Origin of the sequence: Bradyrhizobium sp. CCBAU 45389 (genome assembly GCF_028128625.1) — a bacterium.
GTDB classification, from domain to species: domain Bacteria; phylum Pseudomonadota; class Alphaproteobacteria; order Rhizobiales; family Xanthobacteraceae; genus Bradyrhizobium; species Bradyrhizobium liaoningense_B.
This window is the reverse complement of record NZ_LBIY01000091.1, coordinates 108,310-123,601: the sequence shown is the minus strand read 5'-3', so window position 1 is coordinate 123,601 and position 15,292 is coordinate 108,310. Positions and strand designations below refer to the sequence as shown.

The following is a 15,292-nucleotide window of genomic DNA, read 5'->3' as shown; positions in this document are numbered from 1 at the left end:
GCCGTGCCCACGGAAACGGTTGTGGTGGGCACGCTTCGCTTTGCCCACCCTACGAAGTAGGGCATTTGGGGGCCTGCAAATCGTGCGTGATGAATGGCGGATAGGCGCTCGGTTCGCTAGACTGCTCTCCATTCGCCACTCGCCATTCGCTATTCCATGCTGATCCTTGCCATCGATACTGCGCTCGAGGCGTGCGCGGCGGCCGTGCTCGACACCGACGCCGGCGAGCTCCTCGCGCAAGAATCGCTGCTCATGAAGCGCGGCCACGCCGAGGCACTGATGCCGATGATCGCGCGCGTGATGCAATCGGCCAATCTCGCCTTCACCTCGCTCGACCGCATCGCCGTCACCGTCGGCCCGGGCAGCTTCACCGGCCTGCGTGTCGGCATCTCGGCCGCGCGCGGCCTTGCGCTGGCGGCGAAACGGCCGGCGGTCGGGCTGACGACGCTGTCGGCCTATGCCGCCACCGTCGTTGGCCAGAGCAAACCGGCGCCGGTGATCTCCGCGATCGATGCGCGGCACGATCACGTCTATTTCCAGGTCGTCGCCGGCGACGGCAGCCTGCTGGTGCGGCCGGGCATCGCGCCCATCAATGATGCGATCGCGGCCTCGCAATTCGGCGCGCCGCATCTGGTCGGCAATGCCGCAAACATCCTCGCCGATCGCTGGCCGAAGGATGCGCCGCCGCCGGTCGCTGTCGACGCGCAGCCCGCCCCCGACATCGGCTGGGTCGCATGGCTCGGCGCTGCGGCGGATCCCGAAACGAATCCGGCGCGGCCGTTCTACCTGAAGGCGCCCGACGCAAAGCCGGCCGCAACTCCGCCGCTCGCACAAGCCGCAAGCTCATGATGGGATGGCTGTCGGAATGGTGGCGCGGCGGCACGGCCGCCGTCGAGCCGGTTTCCTTGCGCGATGCCGCGCGGCTGGCGCAGCTACACGGCGCTTCCTTCGCGCATGGCTGGGGCGAAGGCGAGTTCGAGAGCATGATCAGCGAGCGCAACACGCTCGTGCATCGGTTGCGCCTCGGCCGCAAGATCATCGGCTTTGCCGTCTCGCGGATCGGCGCGGACGAGGCGGAAATCCTCTCGGTCGCGGTCGACCAGGCGCATCGCGGCCGCGGCCTGTCCCGCATGCTGCTGATGACCCATCTCGGCCATCTCGCGGGGCGCGGCGTGCGCACGATATTTCTCGAAGTTGAGGAAAATAACCAGCCGGCGCGGCGACTCTACGACCGGGCCGGATTCATGGTGGTCGGACGCCGCGAACGCTACTATAAGCAGCCGAATGGGGAACAATTGAACGCCCTTCTGATGCGACGTGACTTGTCGTAACATCGGATGGCAGAAAGCGCCCCGTCAGGCAGACAGATCATGACCGCACTGAAACCCTCTTCCGCATCCAAGGCGTCCGGCATCGAGGCGCGCTGTGCCGCCACCGGCATGCGCATGACCGAGCAGCGCCGTGTCATCGCCCGCGTGCTCGCGGAGGCGGTCGATCATCCCGACGTCGAGGAATTGTACCGGCGCTGCGTTGCCGTCGACGACAAGATCTCGATCTCGACCGTGTATCGCACCGTCAAGCTGTTCGAGGATGCCGGTATCATCGAACGCCATGATTTTCGCGAGGGCCGCGCGCGCTATGAGACGATGCGCGACAGCCATCACGACCACCTCATCAATCTGCGCGACGGCAAGGTGATCGAATTCACCTCCGAAGAGATCGAGAAGCTTCAGGCGGAGATCGCCCGCAAGCTCGGCTACAAGCTGGTCGACCATCGGCTCGAGCTCTATTGCGTCCCGCTCGACGACGACAAGCCGACGTCCTGATCTAGTGGCTGTCGAACTGATAATCTTCGATTGCGACGGCGTGCTCGTGGACAGCGAGGTCATTTCCTGTCGCGCGCATGCGGATGTGCTGACGCGGCACGGCTATCCGATCACGTCGGAGCAGGTGTTGGTGCGCTTCCTCGGCGTCTCCGAGAAAGACGCGCGGCGGATGGTCGAGCAGGAGATCGGCCGCAGTCTTCCCGACGATCTCGAGAGCCAGGTGAGTGCAGCCACGCTGCAATTCTACGCCAGCAATCTCCAGCCGATCACCCATGTCGCCGCAGCGATCGGCGCGATCGATTTGCCCAAATGCGTCGCGTCGAGCGGCACACCGGAGAAGATCCATCACGGCCTGACGTGCGCCGGGCTCTATGACCTGCTCGCTCCGAACATCTTTTCCGCAAGCCAGGTCGCACGCGGCAAGCCCGCGCCCGATCTGTTTTTGTTTGCCGCCGAGCAGATGAAAGCGGCGCCGGAACGGTGTGTTGTGATCGAGGACAGCGTCCCTGGGGTGACCGGCGCGCACGCCGCCGGGATGACCGTGCTTGGCTTTCACGGCGGCAGCCACTGCCCGCCGGGTCACGCCGAACGGCTGCGGGCCGCAGGCGCCGAATTGACGTTCGACGATATGAGGCAGTTGCCGGAGCTGGTCCGGCAAAGCGTCGGCATGACCAAGCCTCGGTCGCGATCAGCGTGCTGGCACCATGGACGGACAACACGACATTGCTCTGATCGGCGCCAGTGAGGACGAAAGGGCAATCTTCACCGAGTACGAAATCGGTCCCGTCTGCAAGCTGACGTGCACCTACCGCGGAAAGACGATCGAATCAGAGGCCCCCGATTTCTTCGAGGCGCTGTGCCTGATCCGCCGTCACTTGGAGCGCGAGGGCCTCATTCCGTTCTGCTACGGCGCCAGCCTCAATGTGTATCCGTCCGGAATGGCGAGGGACATGGGCGCGGGGCTCAAGGCATATCGGATGAAGAAAGGCGTCCATGCTCGCATGGCCGACCTGGTCGAAATCTTCACCTCTGGGCCTGATGTGATCCCGGCCTCGGTCGACGCGCAGGAAGCGTTTTGGCGGGAATGGCTCTCCACCCCTCGCGTCTAGCGCGAAATCCACGCGAAGCGAGGCCCATTCCGGTCCATTTTGAAGGCAGTTCCCGGTTTATCCCCTTTTGGCGGCGCCCCGAATGCCTTTCTTGGGGACCCATTCGCTGGATTTTCGGCCCTCCAGCCTATATCTGAGGGCCGTCCTCCACCGCCATTTCGGGTTCCATGACGCCGCCGCGCAAGCTGCACATCAAATCATATGGCTGCCAGATGAACGTCTACGATGCCCAGCGCATGGTGGACACGCTGGCTCCGGAGGGATTCGTGGAGACGGCGAGCGCCGAGGAGGCCGATCTCGTCATCCTCAACACCTGCCATATCCGCGAGAAGGCCTCGGAAAAGGTCTATTCCGAGCTCGGGCGGCTGCGCGTCGCCAAGGACGAGGCCGCGCGCGGGGGCCGCGCGATGCAGATCGCGGTCGCGGGCTGCGTGGCGCAGGCCGAGGGCGAGGAGATCGTGCGCCGCGCGCCTGTCGTCGACGTCGTGGTGGGACCGCAGAGCTATCATCATCTGCCGGAGCTCCTGAAGCGCGCCGGCAACGAAGGCCGCGCGATCGAGACCGAATTCCCCGCCGAGGACAAGTTCGGCTTCCTGGCCCAGCCGAAGCCCGCCGCGATCCGCGCGCGCGGCATTTCCGCCTTCGTCACCGTGCAGGAAGGCTGCGACAAGTTCTGTACCTTCTGCGTCGTGCCTTACACCCGCGGCGCCGAAGTCTCGCGCCCCGTGGCGAGGATCGTCGACGACGTGAAGCGGCTCGCCGACAATGGCGTGCGTGAGCTCACGCTGATCGGCCAGAACGTCAACGCCTATCACGGCGAGGGGCCGGACGGAAAAACCTGGCCGCTTGGCCGGTTGCTCGAGCATCTGGCGGCGATTCCGGGGATCGCGCGGCTGCGCTATTCGACCAGCCACCCCCGCGACGTCGATGACAGTTTGATTGCGGCGCATCGCGATCTCGATGCCCTGATGCCGTTCGTGCACCTGCCGGTGCAGTCGGGCTCGGACCGGATTCTCGCCGCCATGAACCGGAAACATACCGCCGATGATTATCGGCGTGTCATCGACCGTTTCCGTACCGCCCGCCAAGACATTGCTTTTTCATCAGATTTCATCGTCGGCTTCCCCGGCGAAAGCGAGCAAGATTTTCTCGCCACCCTCGCGCTTGTCACGCAAATCGGCTACGCTGCAGCATATTCGTTCAAATACTCCGCCCGGCCGGGAACGCCGGCCGCGGACATGCAGGAGACGGTGTCCCCCGCCGAGATGGACCAGCGATTGGAGCGGCTCCAGGAACTGATCGACAGCCAGCAATCGGCCTTCAACAAGGCTGCGATTGGCTCGACGGTCGATGTGCTGTTCGAGCGTCCGGCGCGCAAGGACGGCCAGATCGTCGGCCGCACCGCTTTTCTCCAACCTGCGCATGTGATGGCCTCGCCCGACATCATCGGACAAATCCTGCCTGTCAGAATCGACAGCCTCGAGCGCTACAGCTTCCTCGGCGAGCTCGCGACACCGCGCACCGCGCGCGAGCCCGCTTTATCGCAAGCCACTGGAGCCTGAACCCTTGCCAAAAAGCGCATCGGATTCGTCTTCTATCGCTCCCAGCCGCAAATTTGACCGCGACATGCAAGTTCCGCCCGAGACCCAGGTCGTCATCGATTTCGACGACAACCGCGCCGCCTCCGCCCTGGTCGGCCCTTACGGCCAGCACCTCGCGCAGATCGAACGGCGGCTCGGCGTCGTCGTCGATTCCAAGGGCAACCACATCACCATCGGCGGCACGCGCGACGGCTGCGATGCCGCGCGCCGCGTGCTGGAGGCGCTCTACGCGCAGGCCGTGAAGGGGCAGGATCTCGACCAGGGCGAGGTCGAGGGCGCGATTCGCGCCGTGATCGCCCAGGGCTCGCTGTTCGAGTTCGACGCCAAGTCGGCCAAGTCCACCTTCGACAGCATCAATTTGCGCAAGCGCCCGGTGCGCGCGCGCACGGCCGCGCAGGACTCCTACATCCGCGCGCTGAAGCGCCACGAACTGGTGTTCGGCATCGGCCCCGCCGGCACCGGCAAGACCTGGCTCGCGGTCGCGCATGCCGCGCAGCTGTTCGAGCGCAAGGAGGTCGACAAGATCATCCTGTCGCGCCCGGCGGTGGAAGCCGGCGAGCGGCTCGGCTTTTTGCCCGGCGATCTCCGCGAGAAGGTCGATCCTTACCTGCGCCCGATCTACGACGCGCTCTACGACCTCATGGACGCGCGCATCGTCGAGCGCGCGCTGCAGACCGGCGAGATCGAGATCGCGCCGCTCGCCTTCATGCGCGGCCGCACGCTCACCAATGCCGCCATCATCCTGGACGAGGCGCAGAACACCACGTCGATGCAGATGAAAATGTTCCTGACGCGTCTCGGCGAGAACAGCCGCATGATCGTGACGGGCGACCCCTCGCAGATCGATTTGCCGAACGGCCAGACCTCGGGTCTTGCCGAGGCAACGCGCCTGCTCGGCGGCGTCGAAGGCATTGCCCAAGTTCATTTCAAAGCCGAGGACGTGATCCGCCACGAGCTCGTGGCGCGGATCGTCGCCGCCTATGAGGGTTCGCCGCAGCGGCCGGCCACCGATAAATCCTGACGGGACAACAGCCGGACCAAGAGGGCGCAGACACGGCGCTCTTCGTTCCGAACAAAGACAATGTCACATCCGAACCTTCCCATGACCGAGGTCCTCGTCGTTGCCGATTGCTGGCAGCGCGAGCCCGATTCCGAAGCCGTGATCCAGCGCGCGGTCGCCGCCGCCGCCGAGAGCGTCGACGAAGACGTTGCCGACGCCGAAGTCGCGGTGATGCTGACCGATGATGCCGGCATCCGCACCCTCAACAGCAACTGGCGCGGCATCGACAAGCCGACCAACGTGCTGTCGTTTCCGGCGCTCCAGCCGGAAGGCGAATGGAAGGAAGGCGATGCGCCGCGCATGCTCGGCGACATCGCGATCGCCTACGAGACCATGCGGCGCGAGGCGCACGAGGAACACAAGCCGTTCGAGCATCATTTGAGCCATCTCGCCGTGCACGGCTTCCTGCACCTGATCGGCTACGACCACGAGAACGACGACGACGCCGAGGAGATGGAAGCGCTGGAAACTGAGATCCTCGCCCATCTCGGCATCCCCGATCCCTATGCCGACCGCCCGGGGACGCACTGAGATGCCCGACTCCGAGCCAACCCACGACAATCCCCGCAACACGCCCAACCTGCCGGCCGTGGTGACATCAGGCGAGGTGCTGCGCCCGACCGCGGAAAGCTGGTTGCTGCGCGCCATCCGCACGCTGTTCGGCTGGAAGGCGGGATCGGTGCGCGACGATCTCCAGGTCGTGCTCGACGCCACGACGCCCGACGACACCGGCTTCTCCGCCGTCGAGCGCACCATGCTGCGCAACATCCTCGGCCTGCACGAGCGCCGCATCGCCGACGTCATGGTGCATCGCGCCGACATCATCGCGGTGAAGCGCGACATCCCGCTCGGCGAATTGATGGACCGCTTCGAGAGCGCCGGCCATTCCCGCCTCGTCGTCTACAACGAGACGCTCGACGATCCCGTCGGCATCGTCCACATCCGCGATTTGCTCGCCTTCATGACAGTGCGGGCGCGCGTGTCGGAGGCCACCAAGACCAAGCGCAAGAAGCCGCTGCCGGCCGGCCTCGATCTGCGCGCGGTCGATCTGGCGATGCCGCTCGAGGATGCGCGGATCATCCGCAAGCTGCTCTACGTGCCGCCGTCGATGCGGGCGATCGACCTGCTCGCGCAGATGCAGGCCACCCGCATCCACCTCGCGCTGGTCGTCGACGAATATGGCGGCAGCGACGGACTGGTCTCGATCGAGGACATCGTCGAGCAGATCGTCGGCGAGATCGACGACGAGCACGACAGCGACGAGCCGCCTTCGATCGTGCGCCTGCCGGACAACGCCTTCATCGCCGATGCCCGCGCCAGCCTCGACGACGTCCGCACCGTGATCGGCGCCGACTTCGTCACCGGCGAGGCCGGCGAGGAGGTCGAGACGCTCGGCGGCTATCTCGTCAGCTTCGTCGGACGCCTGCCGGTGCGCGGCGAGGTGATCTCGGGCCCCGGCAATTACGAGGTCGAGGTGCTCGATGCCGATCCGCGCCGCGTCAAGCGGCTGCGGATCTCGACGCGGAAGGAACGTCCCGCGCCGCGCACCCAGCGCGAGAGCCGGCGACGCGAGGCCGCGCCGGAGAGCAGCCCGCCGCCGGCCAGTGACACGCCGACCCCGCCGCCGAGCGACGGGACCGGCCCGCAGTGAGTCCGTTGCAGCGACTTCGGCAGATCGCGCTTGCCATCATCCTCACCTGGGGATGGAAGCGCGCCGTCATCGCCATGGCCGCCGGCGCGCTGTCGGTGCTGGCGCTGGCGCCGTTCAACCTCTTCCCGGTGCTGTTCATCACCTTTCCGGTGCTGGTCTGGCTGATCGACGGCACCGGCGCCGGACGATATGGCGGCATCCCCGCCGCGGCGCTGACCGGCTACTGGTTCGGTCTCGGCTATTTCGTCCCCGGCCTCTACTGGATCGGCTACGCCTTCTTCGTCGACGCCGACATCTTCGCCTGGCTGACGCCGTTCGCCGTGCTGGGCCTGCCGGCCTATCTCTCCATCTTCACGGCGCTCGGATTTGCGCTGGCGCGCCTGCTCTGGACCAAGAACGCCACGCGCGTGCTTGCGCTCGCGGCAAGCCTCACCATCGCCGAATGGCTGCGCGGTCATGCGCTGACCGGTTTTCCCTGGAACGCGTTCGGCTACGCGCTGTCCGAGCCGCTGCCGCTGGCGCAGACGGCCTCGCTGATCGGCCTGTGGGGCATGACCTTCCTGACGGTTGCGATCTTTGCGAGCCCCGCGGCTCTGATCGACCGCACGCCCGATCGCCGCGTGGCGTGGCGCGCACCGGCCGCAGCGATCGCACTGCTGATTGTCATGAGCATCTTCGGCGCGATCCGCCTGTCGCTCAATCCGACAACGATGGTCGCTGGCGCCAAGCTGCGCCTGATGCAACCGAACCTGCAGCAGGACGCGAAGTTCAACTATGCTGCGAAAGCGGAGGTGATGAAGAAATACCTCGCGCTGTCGGACCGCGCCTCTGGACCGCAATCGACCGGCGTGCGCGATGCCACCATCCTGATCTGGCCGGAATCCGCCTTCCCGTTCTTCCTGACCCGCGAAGCCGACGCGATGGCGCAAATCGCCGATCTGTTGCCGAAGGGCACGGTGCTGATCACGGGCTCGGTGCGCGCGCCCGACCTGCCGCGGGGAACGCCGATCACGCGCGCCTACAATTCGATCTACGTGATCGATCACGACGGCAGCGTGCTCGCGGTCTACGACAAGCTGCACCTCGTGCCGTTCGGCGAGTTTCTTCCCTATCAGGAGTTGATGGAGAAGCTCGGTTTCGAGCAGCTGACGCGTGTGCGTGGCGGCTTCATCGCCGGCAGCGTGCGGCATGCACTGCCGGTCCCCACCGCACCATCGGCACTGCCGCTGATCTGCTATGAGGCCATCTTTCCCGGTGAGGTGGCAGGACGAAACGAACGTCCCGGCTGGATCGTGAACCTCACCAATGACGGCTGGTTCGGCATCTCGACCGGTCCCTATCAGCATCTGGAGCAGGCACGCATGCGCGCGATCGAGCTCGGATTGCCGCTGGTCCGCTCCGCCAATACCGGCATCTCCGCGGTGATCGATCCGGTCGGACGAACCGTCGCCAGCCTCGGTCTCGGCATCGAAGGCATTTTGGATGCAAGCCTGCCCGCCGCGATACCACCGACCGTCTACGTGCGGCTAGGCGATGTGCCCGCAGCCATGCTCGTCGCGCTCGGCGTGATACTCGCGGTCCGCCGACGTGTTGCCAAACGGCACCCCTGATCGCGCCGTCGTCGCCGAGGCGGCCGGAATCCTTTGACAACCGTAGTCCCACGGTTGACAGATTGCAGGCGGGTTCCTCATTCTGCACCCGCTGCGAAAGACAGTGGGCATTGCTAAATTTCTCCGCAATGTTTCCCAATAACAGGGTTTGATTTTTACGCTGCTGGCACCTGAGGCATTCCGGTCGATTGCGCTGAGGGTGGTGTTTGGAGGCTGAGGAAATGTCGAAAGCGCCCAACCCTGTTGACAAATATGTCGGCAGCCGCGTGCGCATGCGCCGCATCATGTTGGGCATGAGCCAGGAAAAGCTCGGCGAAGCTTTGGGCCTGACGTTCCAGCAGATTCAGAAATACGAGAAGGGCACGAACCGGGTCGGCGCGAGCCGCATCCAGCAGATTGCCGAGATTCTCCAGGTGCCTGTGTCGTTCCTGTTCGAGGGCGGCCCGAGCGGTGTGGCCGGCCCGGACGGCTTCGCTGAAGGTGCTTCGCCCTCCTACGTCTCCGACTTCCTCGCGACCTCCGAAGGTCTCGCCTTGACCAAGGCGTTCACCCGAATCACCGATTCGAAGATGCGCCGCTCGATCGTCGATCTCGTCGAGCAGATCGCGGCCCGCGAAGGCCCCGACAAGCGCTGAGGCGCACCAGCTCAATCCGATTTGAGGCTGCGCCAAATCTGGCCTATGTCGTCATTTGCGGCCGCGCGTTGACGCGCGCCCTCCCGGATGATGCGATTCAAAGGCATAGATGCGCCCATGACGAACTCCAACTGGTTTGATACCCAAACTATTCTCGACGGCATCCGGCGCTGGGTGGAGATCGAGACGCCGACCGAGGCGCCTGAGCAGGTCAACAAACTCGTGTCACTGGTCGCGGATCAACACCGCGATCTGCCCGTCACGCTCGAGCGCATCGCCGGCGTCGACGGCTGCGGCGATCATCTTCTGGCCCGCTCGACATGGGGGCAGGAGCAGCCGGGCATCCTGGTGCTGAGCCACCTCGACACCGTGCACCCCCTCGGCTTCATCGAGCGCCTGCCGTTCAAGGTCGAGGGCGACAGCGCGTTCGGCCCCGGCATCTACGACATGAAGGGCGGCGCCTACATCGCCCATCACGCATTCGCTGCGCTCTGCGCCGACGGCAAGCGTCCGCCGCTCGGCATCACCCACATGTTCACCTCCGACGAAGAGATCGGCAGCCCCACCTCGCGCGCGCTGATCGAGCAGGAAGGACGCAAGGCCAAATACGTGCTGGTGACGGAGCCGGCGCGCGACGGCGGCAAGATCGTCACCGGCCGCAAGGGCGTCGGACGCTTCGAGGTGTTCATCAAGGGCGTGCCCGCGCATGCTGGCTCGCGGCCCGAAGACGGCCGCAGCGCCATCCGCGAGCTCGCCAATATCATCCATGCGCTGGAGGGAATGAACGACCTCAAGCGCGGTGTCACCGTCAATGTCGGCGTGGTGCGCGGCGGCACGCGCCCCAACGTGACGCCGGAAGAGGCCTATGCCGAAATCGACCTGCGCGTTCCGAGCTTCACCGACGCGGACGAATTCGTCGGCAAGATCCTCGGGCTGAAATCGAAGACGGAGGGCGTCACCGTCACGGTCACGGGCGAGCTCAATCGTCCGCCCTACGAGAAGGGCAATGCAGGCGCCTCGCTCTACGAGCACGCCAAGGCGCTCGCCTCGGAGATCGGCTTCGAGCTGATCGACACCTATACCGGCGGCGGCTCGGACGGCAATTTCACCGCGCCCTACACCGGCACGCTCGACGGGCTCGGCGTCGACGGCAAGGGCGCGCACACCCATTATGAGCAGCTCTATGTCTCGTCGCTCGAACCGCGCGCGCGGCTGCTCTACCGGCTGTATCAGACGCTGCGATGAGCGAGCGCAAGTCAGACCCCGATCGCGACGACAGCGAGCGCGCCTTCTTCGGGCGCCGCAAGGGCCACAAGCTCAGGCAGCACCAGGCCGGGCTGATCGATCATCTGCTGCCGCATCTTGCACTCGACATCGAGGGCGAGAAGCCGGCTGATGCAAGCGAGATCTTCGATCCCGCGGCCGATGACGTGCGGCTCGAGATCGGCTTCGGCGGCGGCGAGCATCTCGCGGCCGAGGCGCAGGCTTTCGCCACGACCGGCTTCATCGGCTGCGAGCCTTACGTCAACGGCATGGCGAAGATCCTCGCACAGATCGAAGCTGCGAACATCGCCAACATCCGCCTGTTCGCCGGCGACGCCGCCGAGCTGCTGGCCTGGCTGCCGAAGGCTTCGCTGTCGCGGATCGACCTGATCCATCCGGATCCCTGGCCGAAGCGGCGGCACTGGAAGCGGCGCTTCGTCCAGGACAGGACGATCGCAGCGATGGCGCGGGTGCTGAAGCCGGGTGGCGAATTCCGCTTCGTCTGCGACATCGACGATTACTGCGCCTGGACGCTGTCGCATCTTGCGCGCTCGTCGGACTTCGTCTGGCTCGCGGAGCGCGCCGACGATTTCCGGCAGCCATGGCCCGGCTACACCATGACGCGCTACGGCCGGAAGGCGGCGCGCGAAGGCCGCAAGGCGGCTTATCTGCGGTTCAGGCGGGTCGGTTAGAAACTAGATCGTCTGCCGGTTGCGCCAGAAATTCACGACGCGCTCGGCCGTGGTCGGCATCAGGCGCGTGAAGTTCATCCGCGCGGCCTCGATGTCGGCATCGGCCGGTGTGCGATTGGGGCCATACCAGAGCAGGATCAGTGCGCGCACCGTAGGCCAGCCGAGATTGAGCACGCGGCCGAGGATCAGGATCGGATCGTAGCGGTCGCCCGCGATCAGACGGTCGAGGATCGAGATGCGGATGCCGGCCATCGCCGAGAGCGAGGCGATCGATTCCTCGTATTTGTGCGCCTTGGCGAAGCCAAGCAGCGCGCTCTCGCCGAGATGGCCCTCGCGGTGCAAGGTGAGCACAGTGCGCTGCGCCGCGGAGAAATCGCGTCGCGGTCCCGGCGGTAGCGCAGCCTCTTCGATGGCCGCCATCGCACGCTTGATCTCGACCTGGCGCACGGGATTGACCACGGTGGAGAGACGGCGGCGGATGACGTCGAGCGTGCCGTCGAGAAGCTGTTTCAGGTGCTCGCCGGAGAGATCGCTGCGCTGGCCGATCTTGAGCGTCAGCACGCCGTCCTGCGCGGAACGCTTGATCAGCTCGGAATAGCTGCCCGGTGAAAACACTGCGCCGGCATTGCCCGCGGCGCGGCGCACGACATCGCGATCGCCGCGCTCGACCAGCACGTCGGTGACGACGGCCGGCAGGACGGGGCGCTCCGTCATCGCCAGCAGATGACCCTGTCCCTTCAGCCGCGCGATCTCGACGAGAGCGGCGTCATCGAGCACGGGCGAGCGGCGCAGCACGGGTCCCGCCACCATGATCTCGTTTTCGCGCGCGAGCTGGTTCACCAGATGCGGCGGCGCGTTGTCCAGGCGCGAGAAGCGCTCGGCGAGATCGACGCGCGAGGTGAGCTCCGCATGCGGGACGAGATCGATCAAGAGATCGTCGAAGAGATCGATGAGCTCGGGACCGAGCCTCGTGGGATCCTGGAAGAACAGCCCGGCGATGGCACGCGCGATCTCGCCGCGACGGCGGGGGTCGCCGCGCTTGACGATAGCGTCCAGTCCAGGAATGAGCGACGTGGCAGCGGTCATGAAACGCAAACTCGTACAGGGCACGCCGCGGGTGCGCCCTAGGTCCAAGCCGCCCCACAATCAGGGAATTTAGGCCTCGGAAATGAAGGAAGCGTTGCGCCGAAGGCCACAAACCGGGCGCAAAAAGCCTTGTAGCCCCAGCGATGGGCCTTGTCCGGGAGGGCAGAAAGGGCTATATCAGCGCCAATTCATCTTCTCATACGATCCGCGTAGTGAGAGTGGGCCCGAAAGGACCCGCTCTTTTTTATTACCTGAACGCGGGTTGGCGGAAGATCCGGCCCGACGCGCTGTCGGGAGAGTTCCGAAGCAGGCTTTGAAGTCTTAACCAAGCCTTAACCCAAGCGTTAACCAACGAGCGCCTTGACCGCTGATATGACCGAACCGAACACTGGTTCCACCGATGCCGAACTGCTGGCCGAGCCGAGGCTCGTGGTCGAGCCTGGCGTGGCGGCACGGGTGTCTGCTGTCGCGGCTCCCGTGCTCGAGGGCATGGGTTACCGCCTGGTCCGGATCCGCATCTCCGGGGAAGCCGGCTGCACCGTGCAGATCATGGCCGAACGGCCGGACGGCTCGATGCAGCTCGAGGATTGCGAGGCGATCTCGCGGGCGCTGTCGCCCGTACTTGATGTCGCCGACCCCATCGATCGCGCCTACCGGCTGGAGATCTCCTCGCCGGGAATCGACCGCCCGCTGGTGCGGCGCTCCGATTTCGAGCGTTATTCCGGCCATCTGGTGAAGGTCGAGATGGCGGTCGCGCATGAGGGACGGAAGCGGTTCCGCGGCACGCTCGGCGCCGTCGAAGGCGACCGCGTCCATCTGCATCGCGACGACGTCAAGGCGAGCGACGATGCCGACGTTCTCCTGACCATGGAGGATATCGGCGAGGCTAGGTTGGTGCTGACCGACGAGCTGATCGCCGAATCCATGCGCCGCGGCAAGGCCGAAGAGCGCCAGATGCGCAGGGATCTCGGCCTCGCGCCGCCGCAGGCGCCGCACGCGAAAATCAGCGAAAAAACCACCAAGAACACCAAGCCGAAAAAGAAGCCGGCCCCGACCAATACCAAGAAACATCGCCTTGCCGCCGAGCGCGCGCGGCGCGGCGAGTTCGAGCCTGACCAAGGAGACTAGCCATGGCAGTCAGCGCCAATCGACTTGAATTGCTTCAGATCGCCGATGCCGTTGCCCGCGAGAAATCGATCGACCGCGGCATCGTCATCGCGGCGATGGAGGACGCCATCGCCAAGGCCGCACGGGCCCGCTACGGCAGCGAGACTGACGTTCATGCCGAGATCGACCCGAAGAAGGGCGAGCTGCGGCTGTCGCGCCACATGCTGGTCGTCGACAAGGTCGAGAATCACTCCAACCAGATCTCGCTGGTCGATGCGCAGCGCGCCAATCCCGGCGCCCAGGTCGGCGACACCATCGCCGACACCCTGCCGCCGCTGGAATATGGCCGCATCGCCGCGCAGTCTGCCAAGCAGGTGATCGTGCAGAAGGTGCGCGAGGCCGAGCGCGACCGGCAGTACCAGGAATTCAAGGACCGCATCGGCGACATCGTCAACGGCGTCGTCAAGCGCGTCGAATATGGCAGCGTGATCGTCGATCTCGGCCGCGGTGAAGCCATCATCCGCCGCGACGAGATGCTGCCGCGCGAAGTGTTCCGCAACGGCGACCGCGTCCGCGCCTACATCTTCGACGTCCGCCGCGAGACGCGCGGCCCGCAGATCTTCCTCTCCCGTACCCATCCGCAGTTCATGGCGAAGCTGTTCGCGCAGGAAGTGCCTGAGATCTATGACGGCATCGTCGAGATCAAGGCGGTCGCTCGCGATCCCGGCTCGCGCGCGAAAATCGGCGTGATTTCCCGGGATTCCTCGGTGGATCCGGTCGGCGCCTGCGTCGGTATGCGCGGCTCGCGCGTGCAGGCCGTGGTGAACGAGCTGCAGGGCGAGAAGATCGACATCATTCCCTGGTCGCCCGACATCGCGACCTTCGTGGTCAACGCGCTGGCGCCGGCCGAAGTCTCCAAGGTCGTCATCGACGAAGACCGCGAGCGCATCGAGGTCGTCGTCCCCGACACCAACAACCAGCTCTCGCTGGCGATCGGCCGCCGCGGCCAGAACGTGCGTCTGGCCTCGCAGCTTACCGGCTGGGACATCGACATCCTGACCGAGCAGGAAGAATCGGAGCGCCGCCAGGCCGACTTCGAGAACTCCACCCGCGTCTTCATGGAATCGCTCAACGTCGACGAGGTGGTCGGCCAGCTGCTCGCGTCCGAAGGCTTCACCTCGGTCGAGGAGCTCGCCATGGTGGACGTCAAGGAGCTCGCCGGCATCGAGGGCTTCGACGAGGAGACCGCACAGGAGCTCCAGAACCGCGCCCGCGAATATCTCGAGCAGCAGGAAGCCGAGCTCGAGGCGAGGCGCAAGGAGCTCGGTGTCGAGGATGCCCTCAAGGACGTGCCCGGCGTCACCTCGAAGATGCTGGTGAAGTTCGGCGAGAACGATATCAAGACCGTCGACGACCTCGCCGGCTGCGCCACCGACGATCTGGTCGGCTGGACCGAGCGCAAGGAAGGCGGCGAGCAGACCAAATATCCGGGCGCGCTCGACGGTATCGACATCTCCCGTGACGATGCCGAGGCGATGATCATGCAGGCCCGCGTCAAGGCCGGCTGGATCACCGAGGCCGATCTCGCCAAGCCCGCTGAAGAGGCTGAAGCGACCGAAGATCAGCCGGCTTAAGGGCTAAGGAGAATGTCG

General features: G+C 65.5%; 16 protein-coding genes. 15 read left to right on the top strand and 1 reads right to left on the bottom strand.

The window, feature by feature from the left end; all coding sequences use genetic code 11:
* Positions 1–156 precede the first annotated feature (156 nt).
* The 13 genes from tsaB to trmB all read left to right on the top strand — a co-directional run bounded on the left by tsaB (position 157) and on the right by trmB (position 11,447).
* On the top strand, positions 157–849 hold the full coding sequence (gene tsaB, locus XH79_RS21845; RefSeq protein WP_212340232.1) for a tRNA (adenosine(37)-N6)-threonylcarbamoyltransferase complex dimerization subunit type 1 TsaB: 693 nt from the start codon (positions 157–159) through the stop codon (positions 847–849).
* Complete coding sequence (rimI, locus tag XH79_RS21840) at positions 846–1,331, top strand: ribosomal protein S18-alanine N-acetyltransferase (RefSeq protein WP_271582872.1); 486 nt, start codon at positions 846–848, stop codon at positions 1,329–1,331. The genes tsaB and rimI overlap by 4 nt, the downstream gene beginning before the upstream one ends.
* A 39-nt stretch (positions 1,332–1,370) precedes the next feature.
* Positions 1,371–1,826 carry a Fur family transcriptional regulator gene (locus XH79_RS21835; RefSeq protein WP_011083619.1) on the top strand — a complete coding sequence of 152 codons (456 nt, stop codon included), beginning with the start codon at positions 1,371–1,373 and terminating at the stop codon, positions 1,824–1,826.
* Between the two features lie 4 nt (positions 1,827–1,830).
* Entirely contained in the window at positions 1,831–2,571 is a 741-nt protein-coding gene (locus XH79_RS21830) for an HAD family hydrolase (RefSeq protein ID WP_271582871.1), read from the top strand.
* Entirely contained in the window at positions 2,531–2,935 is a 405-nt protein-coding gene (locus XH79_RS21825) for a hypothetical protein (RefSeq protein ID WP_271582870.1), read from the top strand. Before XH79_RS21830 ends, XH79_RS21825 begins: the two co-directional genes overlap by 41 nt.
* A gap of 167 nt (positions 2,936–3,102) precedes the next feature.
* Positions 3,103–4,497 (top strand): tRNA (N6-isopentenyl adenosine(37)-C2)-methylthiotransferase MiaB, encoded by a 1,395-nt coding sequence (gene miaB / locus XH79_RS21820; protein WP_271582869.1) that lies wholly within the window; start codon positions 3,103–3,105, stop codon positions 4,495–4,497.
* A gap of 64 nt (positions 4,498–4,561) precedes the next feature.
* Complete coding sequence (locus XH79_RS21815; RefSeq protein WP_271582868.1) at positions 4,562–5,557, top strand: PhoH family protein; 996 nt, start codon at positions 4,562–4,564, stop codon at positions 5,555–5,557.
* Between the two features lie 81 nt (positions 5,558–5,638).
* Positions 5,639–6,127, top strand: coding sequence for an rRNA maturation RNase YbeY (ybeY, locus tag XH79_RS21810; RefSeq protein WP_442869966.1), 489 nt, complete (start codon positions 5,639–5,641; stop codon positions 6,125–6,127).
* 1 nt (position 6,128) lies between these two features.
* Positions 6,129–7,247: a hemolysin family protein gene (locus XH79_RS21805; RefSeq protein WP_245003623.1), complete on the top strand. Its 1,119-nt coding sequence runs from the start codon at positions 6,129–6,131 to the stop codon at positions 7,245–7,247.
* On the top strand, positions 7,244–8,857 hold the full coding sequence (gene lnt, locus XH79_RS21800; RefSeq protein WP_271582866.1) for an apolipoprotein N-acyltransferase: 1,614 nt from the start codon (positions 7,244–7,246) through the stop codon (positions 8,855–8,857). The genes XH79_RS21805 and lnt overlap by 4 nt, the downstream gene beginning before the upstream one ends.
* Before the next feature lie 221 nt (positions 8,858–9,078).
* Positions 9,079–9,492: a helix-turn-helix domain-containing protein gene (locus tag XH79_RS21795; protein ID WP_008131807.1), complete on the top strand. Its 414-nt coding sequence runs from the start codon at positions 9,079–9,081 to the stop codon at positions 9,490–9,492.
* An 87-nt stretch (positions 9,493–9,579) separates the two neighbouring features.
* Positions 9,580–10,737 carry a M20 family metallopeptidase gene (locus tag XH79_RS21790; RefSeq protein WP_212340211.1) on the top strand — a complete coding sequence of 386 codons (1,158 nt, stop codon included), beginning with the start codon at positions 9,580–9,582 and terminating at the stop codon, positions 10,735–10,737.
* Positions 10,734–11,447, top strand: a complete 714-nt coding sequence (gene trmB, locus XH79_RS21785) for a tRNA (guanosine(46)-N7)-methyltransferase TrmB (protein ID WP_271582865.1) — start codon at positions 10,734–10,736, stop codon at positions 11,445–11,447. The genes XH79_RS21790 and trmB overlap by 4 nt, the downstream gene beginning before the upstream one ends.
* 3 nt (positions 11,448–11,450) lie before the next feature.
* Here trmB and XH79_RS21780 read toward each other — a convergent pair whose 3' ends face one another.
* Entirely contained in the window at positions 11,451–12,533 is a 1,083-nt protein-coding gene (locus XH79_RS21780; protein ID WP_212340205.1) for a DUF2336 domain-containing protein, read from the bottom strand.
* A gap of 372 nt (positions 12,534–12,905) precedes the next feature.
* Between XH79_RS21780 and rimP the strand changes: the two genes are divergently transcribed.
* Both rimP and nusA read left to right on the top strand, forming a co-directional pair.
* On the top strand, positions 12,906–13,661 hold the full coding sequence (gene rimP / locus XH79_RS21775) for a ribosome maturation factor RimP (RefSeq protein ID WP_212340204.1): 756 nt from the start codon (positions 12,906–12,908) through the stop codon (positions 13,659–13,661).
* Positions 13,662–13,663: 2 nt separating this feature from the next.
* A complete protein-coding gene (gene nusA, locus XH79_RS21770) occupies positions 13,664–15,274 on the top strand; it encodes a transcription termination factor NusA (RefSeq protein ID WP_080133769.1) in 1,611 nt (536 codons plus the stop codon).
* Positions 15,275–15,292 lie beyond the last annotated feature (18 nt).